This is a genomic window from Arthrobacter sp. APC 3897, from assembly GCF_030407495.1.
In the GTDB taxonomy this organism is placed as follows: domain Bacteria; phylum Actinomycetota; class Actinomycetes; order Actinomycetales; family Micrococcaceae; genus Arthrobacter_B.
In genome coordinates, this window is the sequence record NZ_JASDDG010000037.1 from 1 (window position 1) to 24,017 (window position 24,017).

At 63.2% G+C, this 24,017-nt stretch carries 26 protein-coding genes; 22 read left to right on the forward strand and 4 right to left on the reverse strand.

Translation table 11 applies throughout. From position 1 onward, the window contains the following. Window positions 1-12: 12 nt before the first annotated feature. Window positions 13-912: a glycosyltransferase gene (locus tag QMA10_RS15850; protein ID WP_290169906.1), complete on the reverse strand. Its 900-nt coding sequence runs from the start codon at window positions 910-912 to the stop codon at window positions 13-15. A gap of 157 nt (window positions 913-1,069) precedes the next feature. On the opposite strand from QMA10_RS15850, the gene QMA10_RS15855 reads away from it, so the two are divergent. The 14 genes from QMA10_RS15855 (at window position 1,070) to murA (ending at window position 13,733) form a co-directional block, all read left to right on the forward strand. Next, window positions 1,070-2,974: a nucleoside-diphosphate sugar epimerase/dehydratase gene (locus QMA10_RS15855; protein ID WP_290169908.1), complete on the forward strand. Its 1,905-nt coding sequence runs from the start codon at window positions 1,070-1,072 to the stop codon at window positions 2,972-2,974. After that, a complete protein-coding gene (locus tag QMA10_RS15860; RefSeq protein ID WP_290169909.1) occupies window positions 2,974-3,972 on the forward strand; it encodes a UDP-phosphate glycosyltransferase in 999 nt (332 codons plus the stop codon). Before QMA10_RS15855 ends, QMA10_RS15860 begins: the two co-directional genes overlap by 1 nt. 111 nt (window positions 3,973-4,083) lie before the next feature. After that, the gene (locus QMA10_RS15865) at window positions 4,084-4,572 is read left to right on the forward strand and encodes a hypothetical protein (protein WP_290169910.1); all 489 of its coding nucleotides are present in this window, start codon (window positions 4,084-4,086) and stop codon (window positions 4,570-4,572) included. Continuing rightward, window positions 4,565-4,834: an AtpZ/AtpI family protein gene (locus QMA10_RS15870; protein ID WP_290169911.1), complete on the forward strand. Its 270-nt coding sequence runs from the start codon at window positions 4,565-4,567 to the stop codon at window positions 4,832-4,834. Before QMA10_RS15865 ends, QMA10_RS15870 begins: the two co-directional genes overlap by 8 nt. A 79-nt stretch (window positions 4,835-4,913) precedes the next feature. Further along, window positions 4,914-5,720, forward strand: coding sequence for a F0F1 ATP synthase subunit A (atpB, locus tag QMA10_RS15875; RefSeq protein ID WP_290169912.1), 807 nt, complete (start codon window positions 4,914-4,916; stop codon window positions 5,718-5,720). Between the two features lie 84 nt (window positions 5,721-5,804). Beyond that, complete coding sequence (locus QMA10_RS15880) at window positions 5,805-6,014, forward strand: F0F1 ATP synthase subunit C (protein ID WP_181032239.1); 210 nt, start codon at window positions 5,805-5,807, stop codon at window positions 6,012-6,014. 42 nt (window positions 6,015-6,056) lie between these two features. Beyond that, window positions 6,057-6,605 carry a F0F1 ATP synthase subunit B gene (locus QMA10_RS15885; protein WP_290169913.1) on the forward strand — a complete coding sequence of 183 codons (549 nt, stop codon included), beginning with the start codon at window positions 6,057-6,059 and terminating at the stop codon, window positions 6,603-6,605. After that, window positions 6,605-7,420 carry a F0F1 ATP synthase subunit delta gene (locus QMA10_RS15890; RefSeq protein WP_290169914.1) on the forward strand — a complete coding sequence of 272 codons (816 nt, stop codon included), beginning with the start codon at window positions 6,605-6,607 and terminating at the stop codon, window positions 7,418-7,420. The genes QMA10_RS15885 and QMA10_RS15890 overlap by 1 nt, the downstream gene beginning before the upstream one ends. Before the next feature lie 104 nt (window positions 7,421-7,524). Further along, on the forward strand, window positions 7,525-9,162 hold the full coding sequence (gene atpA, locus QMA10_RS15895) for a F0F1 ATP synthase subunit alpha (RefSeq protein ID WP_290169915.1): 1,638 nt from the start codon (window positions 7,525-7,527) through the stop codon (window positions 9,160-9,162). 101 nt (window positions 9,163-9,263) lie between these two features. After that, window positions 9,264-10,157: a F0F1 ATP synthase subunit gamma gene (locus QMA10_RS15900; RefSeq protein ID WP_104101235.1), complete on the forward strand. Its 894-nt coding sequence runs from the start codon at window positions 9,264-9,266 to the stop codon at window positions 10,155-10,157. 72 nt (window positions 10,158-10,229) lie between these two features. Then, window positions 10,230-11,693 carry a F0F1 ATP synthase subunit beta gene (gene atpD / locus QMA10_RS15905; protein ID WP_104052450.1) on the forward strand — a complete coding sequence of 488 codons (1,464 nt, stop codon included), beginning with the start codon at window positions 10,230-10,232 and terminating at the stop codon, window positions 11,691-11,693. A gap of 5 nt (window positions 11,694-11,698) precedes the next feature. Further along, complete coding sequence (locus QMA10_RS15910; RefSeq protein ID WP_104052449.1) at window positions 11,699-11,992, forward strand: F0F1 ATP synthase subunit epsilon; 294 nt, start codon at window positions 11,699-11,701, stop codon at window positions 11,990-11,992. Between the two features lie 9 nt (window positions 11,993-12,001). Next, a complete protein-coding gene (locus QMA10_RS15915; RefSeq protein ID WP_290169919.1) occupies window positions 12,002-12,430 on the forward strand; it encodes a DUF2550 domain-containing protein in 429 nt (142 codons plus the stop codon). A gap of 37 nt (window positions 12,431-12,467) precedes the next feature. Further along, on the forward strand, window positions 12,468-13,733 hold the full coding sequence (gene murA / locus QMA10_RS15920) for a UDP-N-acetylglucosamine 1-carboxyvinyltransferase (RefSeq protein WP_290169921.1): 1,266 nt from the start codon (window positions 12,468-12,470) through the stop codon (window positions 13,731-13,733). A 278-nt stretch (window positions 13,734-14,011) separates the two neighbouring features. On the opposite strand, the gene QMA10_RS15925 is transcribed toward murA, so the two are convergent. Further along, on the reverse strand, window positions 14,012-14,215 hold the full coding sequence (locus tag QMA10_RS15925; protein WP_104052446.1) for a cold-shock protein: 204 nt from the start codon (window positions 14,213-14,215) through the stop codon (window positions 14,012-14,014). A gap of 18 nt (window positions 14,216-14,233) precedes the next feature. On the opposite strand from QMA10_RS15925, the gene QMA10_RS15930 reads away from it, so the two are divergent. Beyond that, window positions 14,234-14,548, forward strand: a complete 315-nt coding sequence (locus tag QMA10_RS15930; RefSeq protein ID WP_290169923.1) for a hypothetical protein — start codon at window positions 14,234-14,236, stop codon at window positions 14,546-14,548. 47 nt (window positions 14,549-14,595) lie between these two features. On the opposite strand, the gene nucS is transcribed toward QMA10_RS15930, so the two are convergent. Further along, entirely contained in the window at window positions 14,596-15,291 is a 696-nt protein-coding gene (gene nucS / locus QMA10_RS15935) for an endonuclease NucS (protein ID WP_290169925.1), read from the reverse strand. 40 nt (window positions 15,292-15,331) lie between these two features. On the opposite strand from nucS, the gene QMA10_RS15940 reads away from it, so the two are divergent. Then, window positions 15,332-15,691, forward strand: coding sequence for a hypothetical protein (locus tag QMA10_RS15940; protein ID WP_290169927.1), 360 nt, complete (start codon window positions 15,332-15,334; stop codon window positions 15,689-15,691). Window positions 15,692-15,733: 42 nt separating this feature from the next. On the opposite strand, the gene QMA10_RS15945 is transcribed toward QMA10_RS15940, so the two are convergent. Further along, entirely contained in the window at window positions 15,734-17,035 is a 1,302-nt protein-coding gene (locus QMA10_RS15945) for an AI-2E family transporter (RefSeq protein ID WP_290169928.1), read from the reverse strand. Between the two features lie 236 nt (window positions 17,036-17,271). Here QMA10_RS15945 and QMA10_RS15950 point away from each other — a divergent pair, with 236 nt between their 5' ends. The 6 genes from QMA10_RS15950 (at window position 17,272) to QMA10_RS15975 (ending at window position 24,014) form a co-directional block, all read left to right on the forward strand. After that, on the forward strand, window positions 17,272-19,050 hold the full coding sequence (locus QMA10_RS15950) for a hypothetical protein (RefSeq protein ID WP_290169929.1): 1,779 nt from the start codon (window positions 17,272-17,274) through the stop codon (window positions 19,048-19,050). Between the two features lie 64 nt (window positions 19,051-19,114). After that, window positions 19,115-20,077: a tetratricopeptide repeat protein gene (locus tag QMA10_RS15955; RefSeq protein ID WP_290169931.1), complete on the forward strand. Its 963-nt coding sequence runs from the start codon at window positions 19,115-19,117 to the stop codon at window positions 20,075-20,077. Between the two features lie 10 nt (window positions 20,078-20,087). Then, entirely contained in the window at window positions 20,088-21,200 is a 1,113-nt protein-coding gene (locus tag QMA10_RS15960) for an NADH:flavin oxidoreductase/NADH oxidase (RefSeq protein WP_290169934.1), read from the forward strand. Between the two features lie 146 nt (window positions 21,201-21,346). Continuing rightward, window positions 21,347-22,141 carry an ABC transporter ATP-binding protein gene (locus QMA10_RS15965; RefSeq protein ID WP_290169936.1) on the forward strand — a complete coding sequence of 265 codons (795 nt, stop codon included), beginning with the start codon at window positions 21,347-21,349 and terminating at the stop codon, window positions 22,139-22,141. After that, window positions 22,123-23,688 carry a transporter gene (locus tag QMA10_RS15970; RefSeq protein WP_290169939.1) on the forward strand — a complete coding sequence of 522 codons (1,566 nt, stop codon included), beginning with the start codon at window positions 22,123-22,125 and terminating at the stop codon, window positions 23,686-23,688. Before QMA10_RS15965 ends, QMA10_RS15970 begins: the two co-directional genes overlap by 19 nt. A gap of 14 nt (window positions 23,689-23,702) precedes the next feature. Then, entirely contained in the window at window positions 23,703-24,014 is a 312-nt protein-coding gene (locus QMA10_RS15975) for a DUF3039 domain-containing protein (RefSeq protein ID WP_290169968.1), read from the forward strand. Window positions 24,015-24,017 lie beyond the last annotated feature (3 nt).

The following is a 24,017-nucleotide window of genomic DNA, read 5'->3' on the forward strand; positions in this document are numbered from 1 at the left end:
GGGCGTGTCATGTCAGAAGCCGAAGTCCGACGGCGGCCCGAAGCGGCGCCCGCGCATCCCTGCGGCGTAGGCACGAAGCCATGCGGCGAAGCCCCGCGGATCGCGGGTCCTGGCGAAGTGGACGGGATAGCCCACCGCGTCAGCGGCGAAGGACCGCAGCCGCTTGTATTTCCACGTCAGGTAACCGCGGTTGCGGTAGAAGTAAAACTGCTTGAAGGCGTTTTCGGGAACCAGCACGTGCAGCCGTTCGCCGGCAACCTCCTGCACTTCGGCCCACGCCGCCGGATGCGTCAGGGCCACGGAGGTGACGGTTCCAAACCGGATCCCGGCGCGCCGCAGGCGGATCATGAAATCGGTCTCATCCCCGCGGATAAACAGGCGCAGATCCGGCAGCCCCACGCGGAAGAAAATATCTGCGCGGATGAGCGCACCGTTGAAGAAATGACCGACGTCGGGGATGAAGCCCAGTTTCTCCACCTGCGCGCGGTCATGCGTCAGCTTGCCGTCCAGCCGGAAGTGGAAGGACAGAGTGTCGGGATGCCCGGGAGCAACAACCAGAGGCAGGACCACGTCCATGCGGTGCTCTTGCGCGGCCTCAAGCAGGGCGGCGAGGCAGTTCGGATCTTCCGGATGCGCGTCGTCGTCCATGATCCAGATCCAGTCCGCCCCGGACGCCATGGCCGTGAGAATGGCCAGCGAAAAACCGCCGGCGCCGCCAAGGTTCGTGTTGGACCGAACGTACGTAACGGGCGCGGGCGAAGCTTCAGCGATATCCTGAACCGGCGTCTTTCCCGAATCCACCAGGGCCACCGAGGTAATGTTGGCGCTCTGGGCAGCCAGCGAGTCCAGGAGAGTGGACACATCGTCGGGGCGGTCGAACGTTACTGCTGCTACGGCCACAGAGTCCGGCAAAATGATCCTTTCGAGGCAACCCGGATGAGCGGCCCAAGCCGAACGGAGAAGGGTGTGCAGTTAGAATGCTGATGAGATTCCAGTCTATTACACCGGATTCTTCCGAACAGTGTTGCAACCACCGAGAAGAGAACCGGGGAACTACCCGTTGAGGATTATGAGGCAGACAAGCACGGACGAGAGCGGTCCTTTCCGCGGCGAGAAGCCTGCCCTGTGGCTGTGGACGCAGTACGTCCTGGACTCGCTGGCATGGATCGTGGCTATCGTCCTGGCGCTGGTGCTGCGCTATGAACTAACGGTGGACCAGATCAATCCCGGGGGCGTAGCCGTTTTCTGCGGCGTGGCCGTGCTGGTGCAGCTGATCGTGGGGTATTCCTTCGCGCTTTACCGTGGCAGGTACAGCTTCGGCAGTTTCCACGAGATGCGGCTGCTGGCCATTGTCACGCTCGTTGTCTCCGCCATCCTGGTTATCGTGAGTGCGCTTTTTGGCCTGGCCATCGATATACCCCGCAGCACCGGCATGATTGCCTTCCCGTTTGCCTGCCTGTTCATGGCCGCCATCCGGTATCTCAAGCGCATGTATGTCGAGGGAAAGGCACGGCCGGGTGACGAGGCCCAGCGGACGCTGGTGTACGGTGCCGGTTTCCTGGGCAGCTCCCTCGTGACGCGGATGATGAAGGACCCGGATTCCCCTTACTACCCCGTTGGCCTGATTGACGATGACCCGGCCAAAAAGCACCTCCGGCTGTCCACAGTGCCCGTGCTGGGCCGGCTGCAGGACCTGCGCGAAGTTGTCCAGCGCACCCGGGCCACCATCCTGATCATTGCGATCGCCGACGTCGAAGCCCGCCAGGTGCGCGAGGTTACCGACCGTGCGGAGGGGCTGAATCTGCGGGTGCTGGTGCTTCCTCCGCTGAAGGACATGCTGAGCAAGGACGCCGGAGCCGGCCTCACCGATTTCCGCGAGGTTGCCGTCGAGGACCTGATTGGCCGCCGCCCCGTGGATATCCATGTGGAAGAAGTGGCAGGCTACCTCACCGGCCGCAAGGTCCTGGTGACCGGTGCCGGCGGTTCCATCGGCTCCGAGCTGTGCCGCCAGATCACGGCCTTTGACCCGGCCGAGCTGATCATGGTGGACCGCGATGAAACCGGGCTGCAGCTCACCCAGCTGTCCATTACCGGACACGGCCTGCTGAACGGCAGGGACACCGTACTGGCCGATATCCGTGATCCCGCAGCGCTGGACCAGATTTTCACCGAACGGCGCCCCGACGTTGTCTTTCATGCTGCAGCCCTTAAGCACGTTTCCCTGCTGGAGCAGTATCCGCAGGAGGCCTGGAAAACCAACGTGCTGGGAACAGCCAACGTCCTGCGGGCGGCGAAGAAGGCCAAGGTCAAGTACTTCGTCAACATCTCCACGGACAAGGCGGCTAATCCCACCACGGTGCTGGGGCATTCCAAACGGGTGGCAGAGAAGCTCACGGCATGGATGGCGCACAATACCCGGGACCGCTACGTCTCGGTGCGGTTCGGCAACGTGATCGGCAGCCGGGGTTCCATGCTGCCCCTGTTTACCGAGCAGATCCGGCAGGGCGGGCCCTTGACCGTGACTGATCCGGAAGTCACCCGGTTCTTCATGACCATCCCCGAAGCCTGCCAGCTGGTAATCCAGGCCGGAGCCATCGGCCGCGGCGGGGAAGTCCTCATCCTGGACATGGGGGAGCCGGTGAAGATCCTCGACGTTGCACAGCGGATGATCGCCATGTCCGGCAAGGACATCGAGATTGTGTTCACGGGGCTGCGCCAGGGTGAAAAGATGCATGAGGTCCTGGTGGGCACCGGAGAAGACGACTCGCGTCCGCTGCATCCCAAGATTTCCCATACATCGGTGGATGAGCTAAACCCGACGGACCTCAAATTCGAGGACTGGCTGAACAAATGCGGTGTGGATTCGCACGGTGACGTCCTGCCCCCGGTGACTGAAATCGGCGGCCCCGTTCCTGTCGAACACACACCGCACCGCCCCCGCAATGACGGTTCGGCCGAACGGCGGACGGGCTGATGCTCCTTGCCCTGTGCATTGGAGCAGCCTTCCTCGCCAGTCTGCTGCTGCCTTTCCTTTTCATCCCCTTCCTGCGCCGCCTCGGCGTCCTGGACATCCCCAACGAGCGCTCTTCCCACAGCAAGGTCATTATCCGCGGTGTGGGGGTCACCATCGCCGCGGGTGTCCTGCTGGGCACCGGTCTGTCCCTGCTGACCGGTCTGGTGGCCATCGACCGGTCCATCATGCTGATCCTGATGGCCCTCATCGCAGCGGCATCGCTGCTCGGCTGGATCGAAGACTTCCGCGGGCTGTCGGTCCGTGTCCGTGCCGGCCTGCAGCTGCTGCTGGGAATCTTTGCAACAACCGCACTCGTCTGGACCATGGAGCAGAGCTACTGGTGGGTGCCGGTCGGTGCCCTTGCCATCGCCGCGTACATCAATGTCGCCAACTTCATGGACGGCGTCAACGGGATCTCCGGGCTGCACGGCATCGCCGTTGGCGTCCTGTATGCCGTGGCCGGCCAGCTGAGTGACCACGTGTGGATGACCGTGGCCGGTGCCGTCACCGCTGCCGCTTTTGCCGCTTTCCTGCCGTGGAACCTGGGCCGCGGATCTGTGTTTATGGGCGACGTCGGCAGTTACCTCCTGGGGGCCTGCGTTTCCGGAGTAGCAGTTGCAGCCTTTCTGGCCGGGGTTCCCGTGGAGTATCTGATCTTCCCGATCCTGATTTACCTCGCTGACACTTTCTCCACCCTTCTGCTGCGCATCAGCCGGGGCGAGCGCTGGTATGCGGCGCACCGGCAGCATGTTTACCAGCGGCTGACCGACGCTGGCCTGAGCCATATCCAGTCGGCCTCACTGGTGACCGCCTGCACACTCCTGACCGGGGGAGCGGGCCTGGCCATCGCCGAGGCGGGGAATGTGCCCAAGATTGCTGTGACGTTGTTTGCCGCCGCCGTGGTGGTGTTCTACCTGCTCTCCCCGAAGATCTTCGGCCGGCGGCGAGCCCGGGTGTGAGCCTGTGTGACGCCGTCCGGACAGGGAGGACTTCTATGTGCTGTAGAATTTCATCAGTCGCGGAGAATACGCGACGCAACTCCCGCCCCGGCCCGAAGGATGTCTAAAGTTATGAGCCCCGTAGACGGTGCCCAGACTGGACGTCCCCTTGTTGCCTCCGGGCCCACAGAGAATCCCTGGCTCGGCGTTTTTCGGTCCGCGATGGTGTGGACCGGACTAGCTGCAGCTGTTCTTACAGCGGCTTCCCTGGTTGTTGCCGGGACTGCAGGTGCCGGCAGTGTGCTGTTTGGTTGGGTCCTCGTCATTGCGTTCAGCGGCGTCAGCTTGCTGATCGTGCATGTGGTGGGCCGGGACAACCCGCACGGTGCCATGGCGATGTTCGCCCTGATCTACATCGTCAAAGTGGCTGTCTTTGCTGCGGTGCTGCTTCTAATTGGCAGGCCGGCATGGCTTGAGGCTGCGTGGTTCTTCAGCGCGGCTCTTCTTACTGTGGTGGTGTGGCAGGTTGCGGAAATCCGTGCCTTCTCCCGGATCCGTTTCCAGCTGTATGACGACACGGCGGGGAAAGAAACATCAGTCAAAGGGAAATTGGATGTCTGATAAGCCTAATTACGATCCCGATTCCACGTACGACTCCGGCATGCGCGTCTTCAGCTACATCATTGGCGGGATCGTCGCCTGGGGTTTGATAGGCTGGTTTCTGGACAATCTGTTCGAAACTCAGTGGCTGGTGCTCGTCGGTATCCTTATGGGAGCAGCCGCCGGATTCTACCTGACCAAAGTCCACGGCCTGACCGGAAGCAAACCTGCGAAAGCCAGCGTCGGCCATCCAGCCCACAACCGTGAAGAAGCCGAACAGTAATGCCACAGATTTTAGACCGGGCAACTAGTCTTGCCCCGATTCACACGCCCGATGAAGGACACAGCAGAGAGGAAACGCGTTGATCGCGCTTGCACTCCCGGCCACTAATGAAGGTGGATTCGTTCCACCGGCCCTTGAAGAAATGCACCTCCCTGAGATTTTCCCGTGGGGCGCGGACTACGGCACCGGTGTCGGCAAGCAGATGCTGCTGGTCGTTCTCTCGGTCATCATCATTGCCGTCATCTTTGTTCGAGCTTCCCGCCAGGGAAAGCTGGTGCCGGGGCGCCTGCAGTTCCTGGGCGAATTCGGTTACGGATTTGTCCGCAACGGCATCGCCAAGGACGTCATTGGTGAGCGGGACTTCCTGAAGTTTGTTCCGTTCCTCTTTGCACTGTTCTTCTTCATCATCGTCAACAATATTTACGGAGCCATTCCGTTTATTCAGTTGCCGAGCTTCTCCCATCCGGGTGGCGCCTACCTGCTGGCCGCCATTGTCTACTTCACCTGGATCGGCGTAGGCATCAAGAAGCACGGAATGAAGTACTTCGTGAAGGCCACGGTCCCTTCGGGCGTGCCGTGGTACATCCTCCCCGTTCTGGTTCCCATTGAGATCATTTCCAACTTCCTGGTCCGGCCGATCACGCACAGCCTGCGTTTGTTCGCCACCATGATGTCCGGTCACCTGATCGTCATGCTTGCCGGCGCCGGTATCGAATACCTCCTGGTTCTCCAGGACAACATCCTCCTCCAGGCCTCCTCCGTGCTGGTACTGGTGGGCGGTATTGCCATGTACATGCTTGAAGCACTGATCATGGTGCTCCAGGCCTACGTTTTCACCCTGCTGACCGCCATTTACATCCAGGGCGCACTGGCAGACGATCACTAAGCTTCCCCTCCGGGATAACCAAGCTTCCCCTTCGGGGAAACCCCAAGCAACCTGCCCTCAGGGCATCTTGAAAGGAAAATCAACATGGAAATCGCAGGTAGCCTCAACGCAATCGGCTATGGTCTCTCCGCAATCGGCGGCGCCATCGGTGTGGGTCTCGTCTTCTTCGCTTACATCAGCGGTGTTGCACGCCAGCCGGAGGCACAGCGTGTCCTCCAGCCCATCGCATTCCTCGGCCTGGCACTGACCGAAGCTCTCGCTATTCTTGGTCTGGTTCTCGCGTTCATTGTCTAGTCCGAACCGACTGACCCACCAAGCAGATAGGACGGGTGCATTATGGATCAGGTAATTATGTTGGCAGCCGCTGAAGGCGCCAACCCCCTGATTCCCAACGTCTGGGAAATCCTGGTGACGGGAATCAGTTTCGCCATACTGATGTTCATCGTCGTCAAGTTTGTGGTGCCGGGCTTCGAAAAGACGTACGCGGAGCGCACTGAAGCCATTGAAGGCAACATTGCCAAAGCGGAGAAGGCCCAGGCCGAAGCCAGCGCAGCGCTGGTGGAGTACAAGGCACAGCTCTCGGATGCGCGGGCGGAAGCCAACGCCATCCGTGAGGAAGCACGCGCCGAAGGTGCTCAGATCCTTGCGGACCTGAAGGCCAAGGCTGCTGCCGAATCGGCTCGGATCACCGAGCAGGCACAGGTGCAGATTGCCGCAGAACGGCAGGCGGCCGTAACGTCGCTCCGTGCTGAGGTTGGCACGCTGGCAACCGAGCTGGCCGGACGCATCATCGGCGAGACGCTCGAGGATGACGCCCGCGCTGCACGCGTGGTTGACCGTTTCCTTGGGGAACTGGAAAACGAGAACGCAGGTGCAGCTAGGTAATGGCAGGAGTATCGAGCGAATCACTGGCCGTGGCCCGCGAACATCTGGAAGCAAAGCTTCCGTTTGCTTCGCTGTCACTGGCAGAGGAACTCTTTGGAATCCTGGGCGTTCTCGACAGCAGCGCCGGTATCCGGCGTGCGCTGACCGATCCCGCCCGTCAAAGCGATGCCAAGGCGGCGCTGGTTTCACAGCTGGTACGCGGCAAGGTTTCGGCTGACGCCGAATCCATTGCGGCTGATCTGGTCTCCTCGCGTTGGCGGTCTCCGCGTGACTTGGGTGATGCGCTCGAGGAACTGGCTGCCACTGTTGTTTCAGCAACGGCAGAAAACAGGGGAGCGGGCCTCGCCGGCCTGGACAGCCTGGAAGATGACCTGATCCGGTTCAACCGGGTGGTGGCTTCCAACCATGAACTCCAGCGTGCGCTGTCCGAGCCGCAGGCAAAGCCTGAGGCAAAGGTCGCCTTGGCCGAGAAGCTTGTGCCCGGGGCCAGCCCCGAAGCACTGGTACTGATCCGCCAGGCGGTCACGCATCCGCGTGGCCTGAAGCCCAGTGCCTTGGTAACACGCTTCCTGGAGCTCGTCGCCGGGCGCCAGAAGCGCTGGATTGCCGAGGTTCGGGCCGCCCGTCCGTTGACCCAAGAGCAGCTTTCGCGTCTGCAGTCCTCTCTTAATGGACTCTACGGCCGTGAGTTGAAGATCAACGCCGACGTTGACCCGTCACTGATCGGCGGCGTGCGGATCGCAGTGGGAGACGAAATACTGGATTCATCAGTGGTTTCCCGTCTGTCCGACCTCCGTCGGAAGCTCGCGGTCTAGCCACCCCGCACGGGGCGGTTGAGACCAGTTCACGAACATTTGAGAATTAATCACGGTCATCGGCAACAAGCGATGATCACAACACAGGAGAGCAGGGACTGCAGATGGCCGAATTGACCATCAACGCCGACGACGTCCGTAATGCGTTGAACGAATTTGCGGCGTCCTACGAACCCGGAAACGCAGAGCGCGTTGAAGTTGGCCGCGTAACAACCGCCAGCGACGGCATTGCCCGTGTGGAGGGCCTGCCCTCCGTCATGGCAAATGAGCTGCTTCGGTTCGAGGACGGCACACTGGGCCTGGCCCAGAACCTTGACACCCGCGAAATCGGTGTCGTTGTACTCGGCGATTTCGCCGGGATCGAAGAAGGCCAGGAAGTTCACCGCACGGGTGAAGTCCTGTCCGTACCCGTGGGCGATGCCTTCCTGGGCCGCGTTGTCGACCCGCTGGGCGAGCCCATGGATGACATGGGACCCATTCAGGCCGAGGCACGCCGTGCACTGGAACTCCAGGCCCCCGGCGTAACCCAGCGCAAGTCGGTCCACGAACCGCTTCAGACCGGTCTCAAGGCAATCGACGCCATGATCCCGATTGGCCGCGGCCAGCGCCAGCTGATCATTGGTGACCGCAAGACGGGTAAGACCGCCATTGCCGTTGACGCCATCCTCAACCAGAAGGCCAACTGGGAGTCCGGCGATGTCCAGAAGCAGGTGCGCTGCATTTATGTAGCCATCGGCCAGAAGGCATCCACGGTTGCTGAAATCAAGCGCACCCTCGAAGAGGCCGGCGCCATGGAGTACACAACCATTGTGGCCTCCCCGGCATCCGACCCCGCAGGCTTCAAATACCTGGCACCGTACGCCGGTTCGGCCATCGGCCAGCACTGGATGTACGGCGGCAAGCACGTCCTCATCATCTTTGATGACCTGTCGAAGCAGGCCGAAGCCTACCGCGCCGTGTCACTGCTGCTGCGCCGTCCGCCGGGACGCGAAGCCTACCCGGGTGACGTCTTCTACTTGCACTCCCGTCTGCTGGAGCGTTGCGCCAAGCTCTCTGACGAGCTCGGTGCAGGCTCGATGACCGGCCTGCCGATCATCGAAACCAAGGCAAACGACGTCTCGGCCTACATCCCGACCAACGTCATCTCCATCACCGATGGCCAGATCTTCCTTCAGTCGGATCTCTTCAACGCCAACCAGCGCCCCGCCGTCGACGTCGGTATTTCCGTCTCGCGCGTCGGTGGTGCTGCACAGCAGAAGGCCATGAAGAAGGTCTCCGGTACTTTGAAGCTGGAACTGGCCCAGTACCGCGACATGCAGGCATTCTCCATGTTTGCTTCGGACCTGGACGCAGCCACCCGCCAGCAGCTCACCCGCGGTGCGCGGCTGATGGAACTCCTCAAGCAGGGTCAGTACGCTCCGTACCCGGTTGAGGAACAGGTTGTTTCAATCTGGGCCGGCACCAACGGCTACCTGGACGATGTTCCCGTGGAAGACGTGCTCCGCTTCGAAGGCGAGTTCATCGACCACCTGAAGCACAGCACGTCCGTCCTGACCACCCTGGCACAGACGGGCAAGCTTGAGGACTCCACTGTGGATGAACTCAAGAAGCGCGTTGTTTCCTTCAAGGAAGGCTTCTTCGGGGAAGGCGACAACCACATGGTTGCCGCCGGCCACGAAGAGCACGCCGCCCTGGGCGAAGACGCTGTTGACCAGGAAAAGATCGTCAAGCAGAAGCGCTAGCGGCTTAGGTGTTCCGCGTCCGGGTCCCAGCGGCCCGGACGCGGAACCCTTGGCCTATGCCTTAGCCCCTAGTTCAAACGCTAGGAACTGAAAGGAAAAGTATGGGAGCCCAAATTCGGGTCTACCGTCAGAAGATCGCTTCGACGACGTCGATGCAGAAGATCTTCAAGGCGATGGAGCTGATTGCTGCCTCTCGCATTGGAAAGGCACGCACCCGTGTGGCTGCGTCATTGCCGTACTCCAATGCGATCACCCGTGCCGTTTCTGCTGTGGCGTCCCAGTCGGAAATCGATCACCCGCTGACTACCGAGCCGGAGCAGATCCGCCGGGCAGCCATGGTGGTTATGACTTCCGACCGTGGTCTTGCTGGTTCGTACTCCGCCAGTGTGCTCAAGCAGAGCGAATCCTTGGTCGAATTGCTCCACGAAGAGGGCAAAGAGGTCAAGACCTACCTGGTGGGACGTAAGGCACAGGCGTACTACGATTTCCGTGACCGGGAATCCGCACGTGTCTGGACCGGAAACACCGACGCACCTGACTTCGAAACGGCCCGCGAAATCGGCAGGGCCCTTCTTGATGACTTCAACACAGACTACGAAGACGGCGGCGTGGATGAAATCCACATTGTCTACACCCGCTTCAAGTCGATGGTTGTCCAGGAACCAACGGTGATCCGCCTGCTGCCGCTGGAGGTCGTGGAGGAAGAAGCACAGTCCGAGACTGAGCTGCTGCCTCTGTACGAGTACGAGCCGGAGCCCGAAAAGGTTCTTGACGCACTGCTGCCGCGCTACATCGAGTCGCGCATCTTCGCAGCCATGCTTCAGGCAGCCGCTTCCGAGCTCGCAGCCCGCCAGCGTGCAATGAAGTCCGCAGGGGACAACGCCTCCGACCTTATTAAGAAGTACACGCGACTTCGCAATAACGCCCGTCAGGCCGAGATCACCCAGGAACTGTCCGAAATTGTTGCCGGTGCCGACGCGCTCAGCGCGTCCTAGCCCCTGCAGCAGGTACAGCTCCACCCAAGCAAACTTAGTCCACACGCCATCTAACTGAGTGAAGTGAGAGAGATGACTGCCCAAACTGTCGAGCACGGATCTGATTCCGTAGCCTCGGGTGCCACCGGCCGTATCGCCCGTGTCATCGGCCCGGTTGTCGACGTCGAATTCCCGGCTGACGCAATCCCCACCATCTACAACGCCCTCACCACCGAGCTGACGCTCAACGGTGAGACCAAGACCATCACGTTCGAAACGTCCCAGCACCTTGGCGACAACCTCGTGCGCGCCATCTCCATGCAGGCCACCGACGGCCTGGTCCGCGGCGCAGCCGTCAAGGACACCGGCGCACCGATCTCCGTCCCCGTAGGCGACGGCGTCAAGGGTCACATCTTCAACGTCCTGGGCAAGCCCCTGGACGTTGCAGAGGACCAGCTGGAAATCACCGAGCGCTGGCCCATCCACCGCAAGGCTCCGAACTTCGCTGACCTTGAAGGCTCCACTGAGATGCTGGAAACCGGCATCAAGGTGATCGACCTTCTCACCCCGTACATCAAGGGTGGAAAGATCGGCCTGTTCGGCGGCGCCGGCGTCGGCAAGACCGTGCTGATCCAGGAAATGATCACCCGTGTTGCCCGCAACTTCGGTGGTACTTCGGTATTCGCCGGTGTTGGCGAGCGTACCCGTGAAGGCAACGACCTCTGGGTTGAAATGGAAGAGGCAGGCGTCCTCAAGGACACCGCCCTTGTATTCGGCCAGATGGATGAGCCGCCGGGAACGCGTCTGCGCGTGGCACTGTCCGGCCTGACCATGGCGGAGTACTTCCGCGATGTGCAGAACCAGGACGTGCTGCTCTTCATCGACAACATCTTCCGCTTCACGCAGGCAGGCTCCGAGGTTTCAACGCTTCTGGGCCGTATGCCGTCCGCTGTGGGCTACCAGCCGAACCTGGCCGACGAGATGGGTCTCCTCCAGGAGCGCATTACGTCCACCAAGGGTCACTCCATCACGTCGATGCAGGCCATTTACGTGCCTGCTGATGACTACACCGACCCGGCTCCGGCCACCACGTTCGCGCACCTGGACGCCACCACGGAACTCTCCCGTGAAATCGCCTCGCGCGGTCTGTACCCGGCCGTGGATCCGCTGACCTCCACGTCGCGCATCCTTGACCCGCAGTACGTGGGACAGCTGCACTACGACACGGCTGTCCGCGTCAAGCAGATCCTCCAGAAGAACAAGGAACTGCAGGACATCATCGCCATCCTCGGCATCGACGAGCTCGGTGAAGAGGACAAGATTGTTGTGGCACGCGCACGCCGCATCCAGCAGTTCCTGTCGCAGAACACCTACACCGCCAAGCAGTTCACCGGCGTCGAAGGCTCCACGGTCTCCATCAAGGAAACCATTGAGGGCTTCAAGGCCATCTGCGACGGCGACGTGGACCACATCGCCGAGCAGGCCTTCTTCAACGTCGGCAGCATGGACGATGTCATGGCCAACTGGGCGAAGATCCAAGAGCAGACCGGGAAGTAAGCCCTATGGCGAACACTGCTGAACTCGAAGTTGAGATTGTCGCAGCGGACCACTTCGTGTGGTCCGGCGCGGCAAAGATGGTCAAGGCACGCACCAGCGAAGGCGACGTCGGGATCCTTCCCGGCCACACCCCGCTGCTGGCCATCCTGGCCGAGGGCGAAATGGCCATCGAGCCGGTCTCCGGTGCCCGCTTCACGGTGAACGTTGACGGCGGTTTCTTCTCCGTCGACAGCAACCGCGTAGTGATTGTCGCTGACAACGCTCAGATGAACGACGCAGCCAACGCTGGGACTCGCTGACCCTTCCCAATGAGCAGCTCTTATTTGTTCATTGCGCTGGCAGGGCTCCTGTTCCTGCTGGTACTGGCAGTAGTTCTGTTCGGGGTGCGCCGCAGCCAGCTGCGGCGCGCCCTGGGTACTTTCGACGCCTCCATCTGCTTCCCGCCCCGCGGCTGGCAGATGGGGGTTTGTCGTTATACAGACACCCATCTGGAATGGCTGCGCCTTATCTCCCTCAGCCCCCGCCCGCCGCACCGCTTCCTCCGCAGTTCGCTGGAGATAGGCGGCTGGAGGCAACCCACCGAGGCTGAGCGTGCCCGCATCCAGCCGGGCGCCATTATTGTCACCCTGGAATACCAGGGCACCGAATTCCTGGTGGCCATGAAGTACGAGGTCTATACGGGGCTGTCCTCATGGCTTGAAGCCGGTCCGGTCATTGGCATCGGAACCTGGCGCTAAGAAAATACGCGACCGTCAACCGCCTTAGTATTGAGGAATGGAAGACGTCATTGTTGTTACGGGACCGGCCACGCTCAACGGAGCGGTCAGCGTCCCGGGAGCCAAAAACAGTGTCCTGAAGCTGATGGCGGCAACGCTGCTGGCCGAGGGACGCTCCACTATTACCAACGTTCCCAATATCCAGGATGTCTGGATCATGGCCGAACTGCTGCGCCGGCTGGGCTGCTCCGTCGATTACGACGTCGAAGCGGCCGCCGTATCCATTGACGTTCCCGAGCTGCCTCTGCATCAGGCGGACTATGATCTGGTCCGCGCCATGCGTGCCTCAATCTCGGTCCTCGGGCCCCTGGTTGCGCGGTGCCGTCAGGCCGAAGTGGCCCTGCCCGGCGGTGACGCCATTGGCTCAAGGGGCCTGGACATGCACCGGGCAGGCCTTGAACTGATGGGAACCACCATCACCATAGACCACGGCTACCTCGTGGCCTCCGTGCCGGACGGCCTGGTCGGAGCCCGTCATCTGCTGGACTTTCCGTCCGTGGGGGCGACGGAGAACCTGATGATGGCCGCCACCCTTGCCGCCGGAACCACGGTCATCGACAACGCGGCCCGCGAACCTGAAATCACGGACATTGCCCTCATGCTCAATGAGATGGGCGCGCAGATTTCCGGCATCGGTACCAACACCCTGGTGATCGAGGGAGTGGAGCGCCTGGAACCCGTGGTGCACCGGGTGGTGCCGGACCGGATTGTCGCCGGGACGTGGGCCTTCGCAGCGGCCATTACCGGCGGACGTATTGAAGTGCGCGATGCGGACGCCTCTGCGCTGACCGTGGTCCTGGACAAGCTCACCCAGGCAGGCTGCACCGTGACGGTGGGGGAGGACAGCTTCACCGTCAAGGGCAACGGACGCCCGGCACCCATCAATGTTTCCACCCTGCCGTATCCGGGTTTTCCGACGGATCTGCAGCCCTTTGTCGTAGCCATGAACGCTGTCTCGACAGGCTCCGGAATGGTCACGGAGAATGTCTTTGAGGCGCGCTGGGGCTTTACCTCGGAGCTCGCCCGGCTGGGTGCCGTGATCCGACTCGACGGGCACCACGCCCTGATCCAGGGAGAGCCCAGGCTGTCCGGCGCACCCGTGGAAGCCAATGACATTCGGGCCGGTGCTGCTCTGGTCATCGCCGGACTCGCTGCTGAAGGCACCACCGAAGTCCGCGGCGTGGACCACATTGACCGCGGATACGAAAAGTTCATGGAGAATCTCCGCGGACTGGGTGCACAGGTCATACGCCGGCGCAGCTGACAGCCATTCCGCGCGGGGCAAGCCGTTCCGCCGCCGATCCGCCCTGAGTTTGTCCTCCCTTTCGGGCTGTGCTCCGTTGTGGGACATTTCTCCGGTGCCCAGCGGCAGGCTGCCATCAAGTAGCCGGCGGATAAAAGGAAAGTCCCCGGCAGATGCCGGGGACTTTCCTTTAGCCGGGAGACCCCGGACTGGTGCTGAGTTTTATGGTGCAGCGCTCAAGATAAAGCAGCGCTCAAGATAAAGCGGCGCTCAAGGTAAGGCTGCGTTTAGGGCGAAGCTTAGAGGGCGGTGACGCCGGTAGCCTGGGGGCCCTTGGCGCCCTGGCCGATTTCGAACTCAACGCGCTGGTTCTCGTCGAGAGTCTTGAAGCCACCGGTCTGAATCTCAGAGTAGTGAACAAAGACATCGCCGTCTGCATCATCGGGAGTGATGAAGCCGAAGCCCTTTTCAGCGTTAAACCACTTGACGGTACCCTGTGCCATTTTTGTTTCTCCTCATAAGTGGAACTTCAGGCCGCCGCACCCCGCGGCGGCCTCATTGTTACTGAAACGGGAAGGCTCAAGATCCTTGCCATTCAGCAGTTCCTTGAGGAGCTTCACGCTCGCAACGGTCTTGCGAGCATGAATAACACCTACACAAAGACTGGTTATAGGATTACACACGCCCAAGGGCAGGTCAACGAATTGGGGCAAAATATTTCCGAGTATTTTCGAGAGTGTTTTGCCCGCACTTTTTGGCGCAGCCGTCCCGATTCGTTTGACTTCTGCGGGCGTTATCTGCCGCGGATAATCACACAGGAAATGCAGGCGCAATAGCCGCGCCGCGGGACCGGTCCGCTGCCGGGCTAGGACCCGCCGCGGCACTAAAACAGACGGGATTCTGAATCGTCCACCCCGCGCATGGCGTCATAATCCAAGGTGAGGCACTCAATGCCGCGGTCGTTTGCGAGCACACGTGCCTGCGGCTTGATCTGCTGAGCGGCAAACACACCTTTAACCGGTGCCAGGAGCGGGTCCCGGTTGAGCAGCTCAAGGTAGCGCGTGAGCTGTTCGACGCCGTCGATGTCCCCGCGGCGCTTGAGCTCCACGGCAACCGTAGTGCCGGAGGCATCCCGGGCCAGGATGTCCACCGGCCCGATGGCTGTCATGTACTCCCGGCGGATCAGCGTGAAGCCCTCGCCCAGCTTGGTGATCTGCTCGGCGAGCAGACGCTGCAGGTCAGCCTCCACGCCGTCCTTGATGAGCCCCGGATCCACGCCGAGGTCATGGGAGGTCTCGGAGAAACGTTCATAGATACTGATGACGAGTTTGTCGTCGGTTTTGGCGCTTTGAACGTTCCACGTTTCGATGACGCCGGTTTCGGCGTCGTCATCCGAGGGGGCGGTGATCCGCAGGGTGGCCGGAGGGCTCATCCAGTTCAGGGGTTTGTAGGAGCCGCCGTCGGAGTGGATGAGGACGGAACCGTCAGCTTTCACCATGAGCAGACGGACGGCTTGCGGGAGATGGGCACGGAGGCGGCCGATGTAGTCAACAGAGCAGCGGGCAATTACTAAACGCACAGTTGCACTTTACCGGCTCTGCTCAGGCAAAATGACTTATATGCCCCGTTCCAACCGTCCCCGCCGCCCGCCGGGCGCAGCCAACGCCAACCTGGGACGCAGCGCCCGAAGCAAGTGGGCGATGCCTGCCGTGGAGCTGGATCTGGAGCGTACCCGTGCCGGAATACCGCACCGGGAAAGCGCGCCCGACGGCGAATGGTCAGTGCGGCAAATCACGGCCCGGAACGCGGCAAAAGAGTACACGTGCCCCGGGTGCGGCATCACCATTCCGCCGGGAATCCCGCACCTCGTCGTATGGCAGGAAGATTCGCTCCTGGGCCGTGAAACTGCTGTGGCGGACCGCAGGCACTGGCACGAGCGCTGCTGGCGCACGCGCAGGACCGGCGGCCGACGGCGCTGAGCAGCTGCCGCCGTCGGGCAGTGCCGGGCGTCCGGTCAGCTGTCAGCGCTGGTCCTGGCGGGAAATGAAGACTTCCTTGAGCAGCAGCAGTACGGCCGCTGCAGTGGGAATGGCAATCAGCGCGCCCAGGACGCCCAGCAGCGTTCCGCCGGCAATCACGGCGATGACGGCAACGGCTCCGGGAACTGCAACGGCGCGCTGCATGATCCGCGGAGAAACGAAGTACGCCTCGAACTGCAGGTAGGCCACGTAGAAGAGCGCAAAGACCACCGCGGTCTGCCAGCTGACCGTAAGCGCTACCAGGGATACCAGCACCAGCGCGATGGGCGGACCCACCAGCGGAATGAAGGCCAGCAGCGCCACCACAAAGGCGAGCAGCACCGAGAACGGAACTCCGGTGATGGTCATGACGATGAAGGCATAGGTGGCATCCAGCAGGGCCACCAGCCCCTGGCCGATCACGTAATTGCCCACGCTGCCGCTGATCTCCTCGGAGAGGGCTTCCACGCGGCGGCGCCTGCTCCTGGGTGCCAGACGGTATGCCCACAACTTCATGGACGGCAGGGACGAAAGGAAGTACAGGGTCAGCACCAGGATAATCAGCGCACCGAAAAGGCCGTTGGCAATAACCGTGCCCACTGAAAGCACGCCGCCGAAGACCCCGCCCAGCGCGTCAGCGTTGCTGAAGAACTTATTGACCTCTTCTTCGATCCGTTCCCGCACATGGAACTGTTCTTCGATATTTACGAAGAACTCCGACTCCAGGAAGGTGTCCACATAGCCGGGGGCATTGTTGATGATCTCGGTAGTCTGCCGCACGATGGTGGGAATCAGTGTCGCGAAGAAGCCCACAATGATTCCGGCAAGGCCCAGGACGGTAATGGCAATGCCGGCAGGCCGGGGTATCCGCCGGGCGGCCAGCCAGCGCACAATGGGGTCCAGGCCAAGTGCAATAAAGAGGGCGGCTCCGATCCACACCAGGAGTTCGCCAACATTGGTCAGGATGAAATAGCAGAGAAGGGCAATCCCCACGCCAACGGAAAACATGAAGCCGAAATGGATGGGATGGCTGCTCATCCGGGCAGCGGAATCATCGCCGCTGCTGCCGGGCGCTGCGGGCTGCGCCGGACCGGCCGGGGCTGAACCCTCTGCCGCGCTGTCGGGCGGAAACTCGAAACGCCGCCGGGGGCGGGCACCGGGAATCCCTCGCGGTGCTGCGTGCCGGATCCGTTCGGAGGCAGCGGACAGGAATCCCGGACGCTTGTCGGACGGAGAATTCGTGCCCCCGGCCGGTCCGGAAACAGGACGGGACCCCTCAGCCGGCAGGTCCTGATTCTCGGCCATTGTGCAGGTCTCCTAGATTTAGCGAATGCCCCGGTACGAAGCGCCACATTATCAGTCCCGGGGCCCCCGCGGCGGGGTGCGCCGATGCGGCGGCGGGCTTCGAATGTGTCCTGTCAGAGGATTTCGTTACCATTGGGTTATAAACCCGGCTACCGCCCCGACATCCATGAGGCTCCACGTCCCGTTCGCCTGCCTAAACGTGAGGCACTTGCACCGAGACTGAAGATAGGTAAGTTGTGCGAAACAAATTTGCAGTTCCGCTGATCGTCATCGGCGTGCTCCTGATGCTCATTGGCATCGGTCAGCGCACCGTCTGGGCACCGCCCAGCACCGTTACGGCGGCAGCACCGTCCCAAGACCAGGAAGCGCCCCTGACTGTCATCAGCTCGGACGTCCTCACCCGGCATTCCGACGGGGTGGACGTGACCGTCTCTGCGGACGGACCGTTCCTGATGGCTGTGGGCCGGTCCGACGACGTCGAGGCCTGGGTGGAGGACGCCTCCGTGCTGCGCATCGGTGCCGACGGCGAGTCACTCACCTCCGAGGTCACGGACGGCACGGACACTGTGCCCGATCCTGCCGGATCCGACCTGTGGGTCTCCGAACAGGAAATCGAGGATGAGCTGACCTTCACCTGGGAGCCGCCCGCTGCCGGTGACTGGCAGATCCTCCTGGCCGCGGACGGAACCGCCGCCGCGCCGTCGGCTGTCTCGGTGACGTTCGCCAACGATGACTCCACACCGTTTGCCATCCCGCTGATTGTCCTGGGCGCACTGGTTGCCGTGCTGGGCCTGGCACTCGCCTTCATCTCCGGCCGGGGCAACAGCGCCCGCCGTTCCGGTGGAAGCGGACCCTCGTCCTCGGAGCCGGGAGAGCAGTCCGAACAGTCGGAAGCCCGTCCGGGAACCGGCTCCGCCGCGCCCGCCGCTGGACCTGCCGGCAGTACCCGTACCTTCGGCATTCTTCCAGCACTCCGCCGCCGCGGCCCCGCGGCGGCCCTGGGCACCGTTATCGCCGCCGGCCTGAGCTTTGGCGCACCGGCTGCGGCACAGGCAGCCCTTCCGTTCACCGCGAGCCCTTCAGCGGAGTCCGCCGGTCCCGCGGCCGATGCCGGCAGTGAAGCCACGCCGCCGGTGGTTCTGGATTCCCAGTTGGAGCGGATCCTCTCCGAGGTCTCAGCCACGGTGACGGAGGCTGATGCAGCAAAGGATGCCAAGCTGCTCTCCACCCGGGCCGCCGGAAGCGCCGCCACCCTGCGCGAGGCCAACTACACCACCGCAGCGAAGGTGCCGGAGACGGATGCCCCCGAGCCCGTTGCTGCCGAACCGCTGATGACGGACCTGATCATGGGCGGCACCGAGTTCCCGCGCAGCATCGTGGCGGTAACCCAGGGCCCTGAAAACGAAGTTCCGCAGGCACTAATGCTGGTGCAGGAATCGGCCCGCCAGAATTACAAGCTGGTTTCGGCCATCAAAATGCTGCCCGGCACCACCTTCCCCCAGCGGCCGGCCGGCGGCACCGGAGTGAACCCGGCTCCGGCGGACTCAGCTGAGGGACTGGCCATCGCCCCGCAGGCCGCCGTCAACGGCCTGGCGGACGCACTGACCAACCCCGACGGCGAAAACAAGGACACGTTTGCCGCCAATACGTTCGCCGAGGCAGTGACCAAGTTCCAGAAGACCGTGCTGTCCAGCCCGGATAATGAGTTTGCCGACATCACGTTCAAGCACACATCAGTGCCGGCCAACACACGGGCGCTGCGGACTGCGGACGGCGGTGCCATCGTCTTCGGGTACATGGACAGCAGCTATGCGAGCGTTCCGCGCGAAGCGGGGGACTCGATCAACCTTGAGGGCACCGTCTACGAGAAGCTGACCGGTGAAACGAGCACGGAGGACGGAATCGACGTGAAGTACGGCGAGGGCGTCATGCTGTACGTCCCGCCGGCCGGAAGCACGGACCGGATCCAGGTCATTGGCGCCGTCCAGGAACTCCTGTCCGCCACCCTTAAATAGCCCTACCCTCCGTCAGGGGTGACCGGGGTGCCGGTGACCCGAGTCCGCGTAATAAGGTGAAGCCATGAGCACTCCGAACCACCGCCCTGCACCTGCCCCTTCCCAGATGAACCTGCGGGGAGCCGTTGACCTGTCCGCGCTGAAAGCCAGGGCCGCTGCGCCGCCGGCACCCGCCGGCGGTTCGGGCGGGCCGGCAGCTGCCGAGGGCGGCGCCAGCCCTTACATCGTGGAAGTGACCGAACAGTCCTTCCCGCAGGTGGTTCAGCTTTCCGCACAGGTGCCGGTGATTATTGATCTCTACTCGGCCCGGAGCGCGGAGTCGCAGCAGGTCAGCGCGGTGCTGCAGAATATCGTGACGGAGCAGGACGGAAAGCTGCTGCTGGCCCGCGTTGACGTGGACCAGCATCCCCAGATTGCCCAGGCGTTCCAGGCCGCGGCAGTGCCCACGGTGGCCGCGGTCCTCAAGGGGCAGCCGGTACCGCTCTTTGACCGTGCCGTGCCCGAGGAGCAGATCCGCGCTCTGGTTGCTGAACTGCTCCAGGTCGCCTCTGCCAACGGAGTCACCGGTTCCCTTAATGAGGGCGGGGCAACGGAGGCAGCTGAGGATGCACCCCTGCCGCCGCTGCACCAGGAAGCCTATGACGCGATTGTTGCCGGAGATTACGACGGCGCCGCCGCTGCCTACCGCAAAGCGCTGGCTGAACAGCCGGCGGACGCCGAAGCCAAGGCCGGCCTCGCCCAGGTGGAACTGATGTCCAGGCTTAAGGGGGCCGACGCAGAGAAGCTTCGCACTGCAGCGGCGGAAAACCCCGATGACGTTGATGCCCAGCTGGCCGTCGCTGACCTGGACGTCTCCGGCGGACACGTGGAAGATGCCTTCAACCGTGTGGTGCGCCTGATCGCCCGAGTTTTTGGTGAGGACCGCGAGCGTGCCCGGCTGCGTCTGCTGGATCTGTTCGAAGTGGTGGGCACCACCGATCCGCGGGTAACCAAAGCCCGTTCCGCCCTCGCCCGGGCCCTCTTCTAGGCCCGCCGGCATGAGCGATTCCGCAGTACACCAGTTCCCCGGCCTGTTCGATCCGTTGACCCTGAGGGGGCTTGAATTTGCCCACCGCGGCTGGGTAGCGGCCATGTGCCAGTACTCTGCCGACGCGGTGAACGCGCCCGGAGTGCCGAACGACTGGCACCTGATGCATTTGGGCTCGTTCGCCGCCGGGGGAGCGGCGCTGATTATCACCGAGGCCACAGCTGTCAGTCCCGAAGGCCGGATCAGCCCCCAGGACACCGGGATCTACAACGGGGAACAGGTTCAGGCCTGGCGCCGGATCACCGACTTCGTGCACAGGTACGGTGCCGCGGACACCAGGATCGGCGTGCAGCTTGCCCATGCCGGGCGCAAAGCGTCCACCTACGCTCCCTTCGCGGAGGGCAGCGGATCTGTTCCCGAGGCCGACGGCGGCTGGCTGACTGTTGGCCCAACCGCCGAGCCGTTTGGCCGCTATGCAGCCCCGGAAGCACTGGACGAGGCCGGAATCCGCAAGGTCATTGAGGATTTTGCCGCAGCGGCCAAACGGTCTGTGGAAGCGGGCTTCGACACCATTGAAATCCATGCCGCCCACGGCTATCTGCTGCACCAGTTCCTGACGCCGCTGGTCAATACCCGGACCGACGGCTGGGGCGGATCGGAGGAGGGCCGCAACCGCCTTACCCTGGAGGTCATCGACGCCGTCCGCGCAGTCATGCCTGATTCCATGCCGCTGCTGCTGCGCATATCGGCCACGGACTGGACCGCCGGCGGCGTGGACGAGCACACATCAGCCCGGTTGTCCGCCCAGGCCAGTGCCCGGGGGGTTGACTTCGTGGACGTTTCCACCGGCGGAGCGGTCCCTGGTGCTGCCATACCGGTGGCGCCGGGATACCAGACCGGGTTCGCGGAACACGTCCGAACCCACGCCGATGTGCCCACGGGCGCCGTCGGCCTGATCCGGACCGCTGCAGAAGCCGAGCAGACGCTGCGGGAGGGACGCGCCGATGCGGTCCTTATTGCCCGGGCAGCGCTCAGCGATCCGCACTGGTGGCTGCATGCCGCCGATGCGCTGGACGCCAAGCTGCCGTGGGCGCCGCAGTATGAACGGGCGCACAAGGCGTAGTTCGCATCACCGGCGGCTGGGCAGCAGCACTACTCCGCCAGGCGGAGTATGCCGGCCGGGCACGGTCTATTTCTGGTCCCTGCGGCCGATCCCCGTGCCAAGGCCGGAGGGGTAGGTTGGTGGCATGACGAAAGTGGTGTGCTCACATGACTGATTCCCTGCCTCTGGAAACCCCGGCCGTCCCTGCTGCCCCCGCGCTGGCGATCCGCGGACTGGCGAAGCGTTTCGGCGAGAAAATTGCCGTGAACGGAATCAGCCTCGACGTCCCGGCCGGCTCTTTCTTTGGGCTGGTCGGTCCCAACGGAGCAGGCAAGACCACCCTGCTGTCCATGGCCACCGGATTGCTGCGGCCGGAGCACGGCCAGGTGTGGGTGCACGGCACGGACGTGTGGGCGGAGCCGCTGAAAGCCAAGCGCCTGATGGGGGTGCTCCCGGACGGTGTCCGGCTTTTCGACCGGCTCACCGGCGAACAGCTGGTGACGTATGCCGGTCTGCTGCGCGGCATGGACCGTGTGACTGTGGCAGAACGGGTGCACGACCTGCTCGAAGCAATGGACCTGACCAAGGACGCCGGCACCCTTGTTGTTGATTACTCCGCCGGCATGACCAAGAAGATCGCCCTGGCGTCTGCGCTCATCCACGCTCCGCGGCTGCTGGTGCTGGACGAACCTTTCGAAGCGGTGGATCCCGTCTCCGCCGCGAATATCCGTGACATCCTCGCCGGTTATGTGGCCAACGGAGGCACCGTCATCGTCTCCAGCCACGTCATGGACCTGGTCCAGCGAATGTGTGACCACGTGGCGGTGGTTTCCGGCGGCAGTCTGCTGGCGGCGGGAACCGTGGACGAGGTCCGCGGCGGCCAGTCACTGGAGGACCGGTTTGTGCAGCTCGTCGGCGGACGCACCCACTCGGAGGGACTGCCGTGGTTGCGCACCTTGTAAGGCTCAAACTGACACTGCTCCGCAATTCCCTGCGCCGCAGTCCGTGGCAGATTGTGGGAATTGTCTTCGGGGCGCTGTACGGGCTGTCGCTCCTGGTACTGCTGCTGGGCGCACTGTTTTTCCTGAGTACCACCGACCCGGAGCTGGCCCGCACCGCCATTGTCCTCGCCGGTGCTGCCGCGGTGCTGGGCTGGGCGCTGATACCGGTCCTCGCCTCGGGTGTGGACCTGACCCTGGACCCGGCACGCTTCGTCACGTTTGCCGTACCTTTGCCTCAGCTGCTGGCCGGCCTGGCGCTGGGCGGCCTGATCGGGATTCCCGGTGTGGTCACCCTGCTGGCTGCACTCGCCTCGGCGGCAGTGTGGCGGCATTCTCCGGCCGCAGCGGCTGCCGGTCTGCTGACCGCACTCATCGCGGTCTTCACCTGCGTGATCGCTGCCCGGGTGACCGTGGCCGCCAGCACCTCACTGGCGTCCTCCCGCCGGTTTAAGGACGTCACCGGTCTTCTGGCCATCATTCCCCTGATGCTGCTGGGCCCGATTATCGGCGGGTTCAGCTCCGTCAGCAATGCCGGGGAGTACCTCGTCTCCCTGTCGAACACCCTGTCCTGGACTCCGCTGGGAGCTGCCTGGTCCGTGCCGGGCGACATTGCCCTCGGCCAGTGGGGAACCGCGGCCGCCAAGCTGGCGATTGCCGTCGTCTTTCTGGCGCTGCTGGTCTGGGCCTGGAAAGTCCTCCTCGTCCGGGCTCTGGTCACGCCTCCGTACAACGCCGGGGCCCGGCGCAAGGGCGGCAAGCTGGGGTTCTTCGGCTGGTTCCCGGCCACCCCCACCGGTGCGGTGGCGGCCAGGGCGCTGACCTACTGGATCCGGGATCCGCGCTACGGCGCCTCCCTGCTCATCATTCCGCTGCTGGTGGTGGTGCTGCTGTTTGTGAACAACACGGGAGGCACGGTGGTGCCGCTGCTCATCGGTCCTCTGGTGGCTTTTCTGCTGGCCTTCGGGCTTACGGCGGACGTGGCGTATGACAACACCGCCTTTGCACTGCACATCAGCACCGGAGTGTCCGGTTTCGCTGACCGTGCCGGACGTGTCCTTGCCTGCGCCGTGTTCGCCGTTCCCACGGTGCTGGCCGCCACCGTGCTGCCCTGTGTGCTGCTGGGGGAGACGGACCTGCTGCCGGTGCTGCTCGGTGTGTCGATCGGGACGCTGCTCAGCGGCCTGGGCCTGTCCAGCGTGGTGTCCGCCCGCTACACCTATAACGTGCCGCTGCCGGGGGAGAATGCGTTCAAGACCCCGCCGGGATCCGGCGGGCGCACCGCTCTTGTCCAGAGTCTGGGGATGCTGGCCCAAATCGTGATTGTGCTGCCGGTGGTTGCCCTGGCCGCGGCCGCCGTGGTGACGGGCAGCGCACTGCTCGGCTGGCTTACCCTGGCTGCCGGCGTGGTGCTCGGGGCCGTTCTGCTGCTGGCCGGCATCCGGATCGGCGGCCGGTGGATGGACCGCCGCGCCCCCGAGCTGCTGGTTGCGGTTACGGTGAACAAATGACCCCGGGTACTAAGATGGGAACCATGAGTCTTCCTCCCGATCCCTTCGAAAATGACCCCGCCCGCCGCCTTGACGACGGGGGTGGTTCCACCGCTGTCATCGAGCGCGAGGAACAGCGCGAGTACACCGAGCCCGGTGACAGCGAGCGGTTTGCCCACTACGTCCGCAAGGAAAAGATCATGGAGTCCGCGCTCTCGGGGGAACCCGTGATCGCGCTGTGCGGCAAGGTCTGGACCCCCGGCCGTGATCCGAAGAAGTTCCCCGTGTGCCCCACCTGCAAGGAAATCTACGACGGGCTGAGCGCACCCAAGGACGGCAAGAAGTAATTC

Coding starts and splice junctions, on each gene's coding strand:
- QMA10_RS15855 (WP_290169908.1), top strand. CDS start 1,070: ATGAGGCAGACAAGCACGGACGAGAGCGGTCCTTTCCGCGGCGAGAAG.
- QMA10_RS15860 (WP_290169909.1), top strand. CDS start 2,974: ATGCTCCTTGCCCTGTGCATTGGAGCAGCCTTCCTCGCCAGTCTGCTG.
- QMA10_RS15865 (WP_290169910.1), top strand. CDS start 4,084: ATGAGCCCCGTAGACGGTGCCCAGACTGGACGTCCCCTTGTTGCCTCC.
- QMA10_RS15870 (WP_290169911.1), top strand. CDS start 4,565: ATGTCTGATAAGCCTAATTACGATCCCGATTCCACGTACGACTCCGGC.
- QMA10_RS15880 (WP_181032239.1), top strand. CDS start 5,805: ATGGAAATCGCAGGTAGCCTCAACGCAATCGGCTATGGTCTCTCCGCA.
- QMA10_RS15885 (WP_290169913.1), top strand. CDS start 6,057: ATGGATCAGGTAATTATGTTGGCAGCCGCTGAAGGCGCCAACCCCCTG.
- QMA10_RS15890 (WP_290169914.1), top strand. CDS start 6,605: ATGGCAGGAGTATCGAGCGAATCACTGGCCGTGGCCCGCGAACATCTG.
- atpA (WP_290169915.1), top strand. CDS start 7,525: ATGGCCGAATTGACCATCAACGCCGACGACGTCCGTAATGCGTTGAAC.
- QMA10_RS15900 (WP_104101235.1), top strand. CDS start 9,264: ATGGGAGCCCAAATTCGGGTCTACCGTCAGAAGATCGCTTCGACGACG.
- atpD (WP_104052450.1), top strand. CDS start 10,230: ATGACTGCCCAAACTGTCGAGCACGGATCTGATTCCGTAGCCTCGGGT.
- QMA10_RS15910 (WP_104052449.1), top strand. CDS start 11,699: ATGGCGAACACTGCTGAACTCGAAGTTGAGATTGTCGCAGCGGACCAC.
- QMA10_RS15915 (WP_290169919.1), top strand. CDS start 12,002: ATGAGCAGCTCTTATTTGTTCATTGCGCTGGCAGGGCTCCTGTTCCTG.
- murA (WP_290169921.1), top strand. CDS start 12,468: ATGGAAGACGTCATTGTTGTTACGGGACCGGCCACGCTCAACGGAGCG.
- QMA10_RS15925 (WP_104052446.1), bottom strand. CDS start 14,215: ATGGCACAGGGTACCGTCAAGTGGTTTAACGCTGAAAAGGGCTTCGGC.
- QMA10_RS15940 (WP_290169927.1), top strand. CDS start 15,332: ATGCCCCGTTCCAACCGTCCCCGCCGCCCGCCGGGCGCAGCCAACGCC.
- QMA10_RS15945 (WP_290169928.1), bottom strand. CDS start 17,035: ATGGCCGAGAATCAGGACCTGCCGGCTGAGGGGTCCCGTCCTGTTTCC.
- QMA10_RS15955 (WP_290169931.1), top strand. CDS start 19,115: ATGAGCACTCCGAACCACCGCCCTGCACCTGCCCCTTCCCAGATGAAC.
- QMA10_RS15960 (WP_290169934.1), top strand. CDS start 20,088: ATGAGCGATTCCGCAGTACACCAGTTCCCCGGCCTGTTCGATCCGTTG.
- QMA10_RS15965 (WP_290169936.1), top strand. CDS start 21,347: ATGACTGATTCCCTGCCTCTGGAAACCCCGGCCGTCCCTGCTGCCCCC.
- QMA10_RS15975 (WP_290169968.1), top strand. CDS start 23,703: ATGGGAACCATGAGTCTTCCTCCCGATCCCTTCGAAAATGACCCCGCC.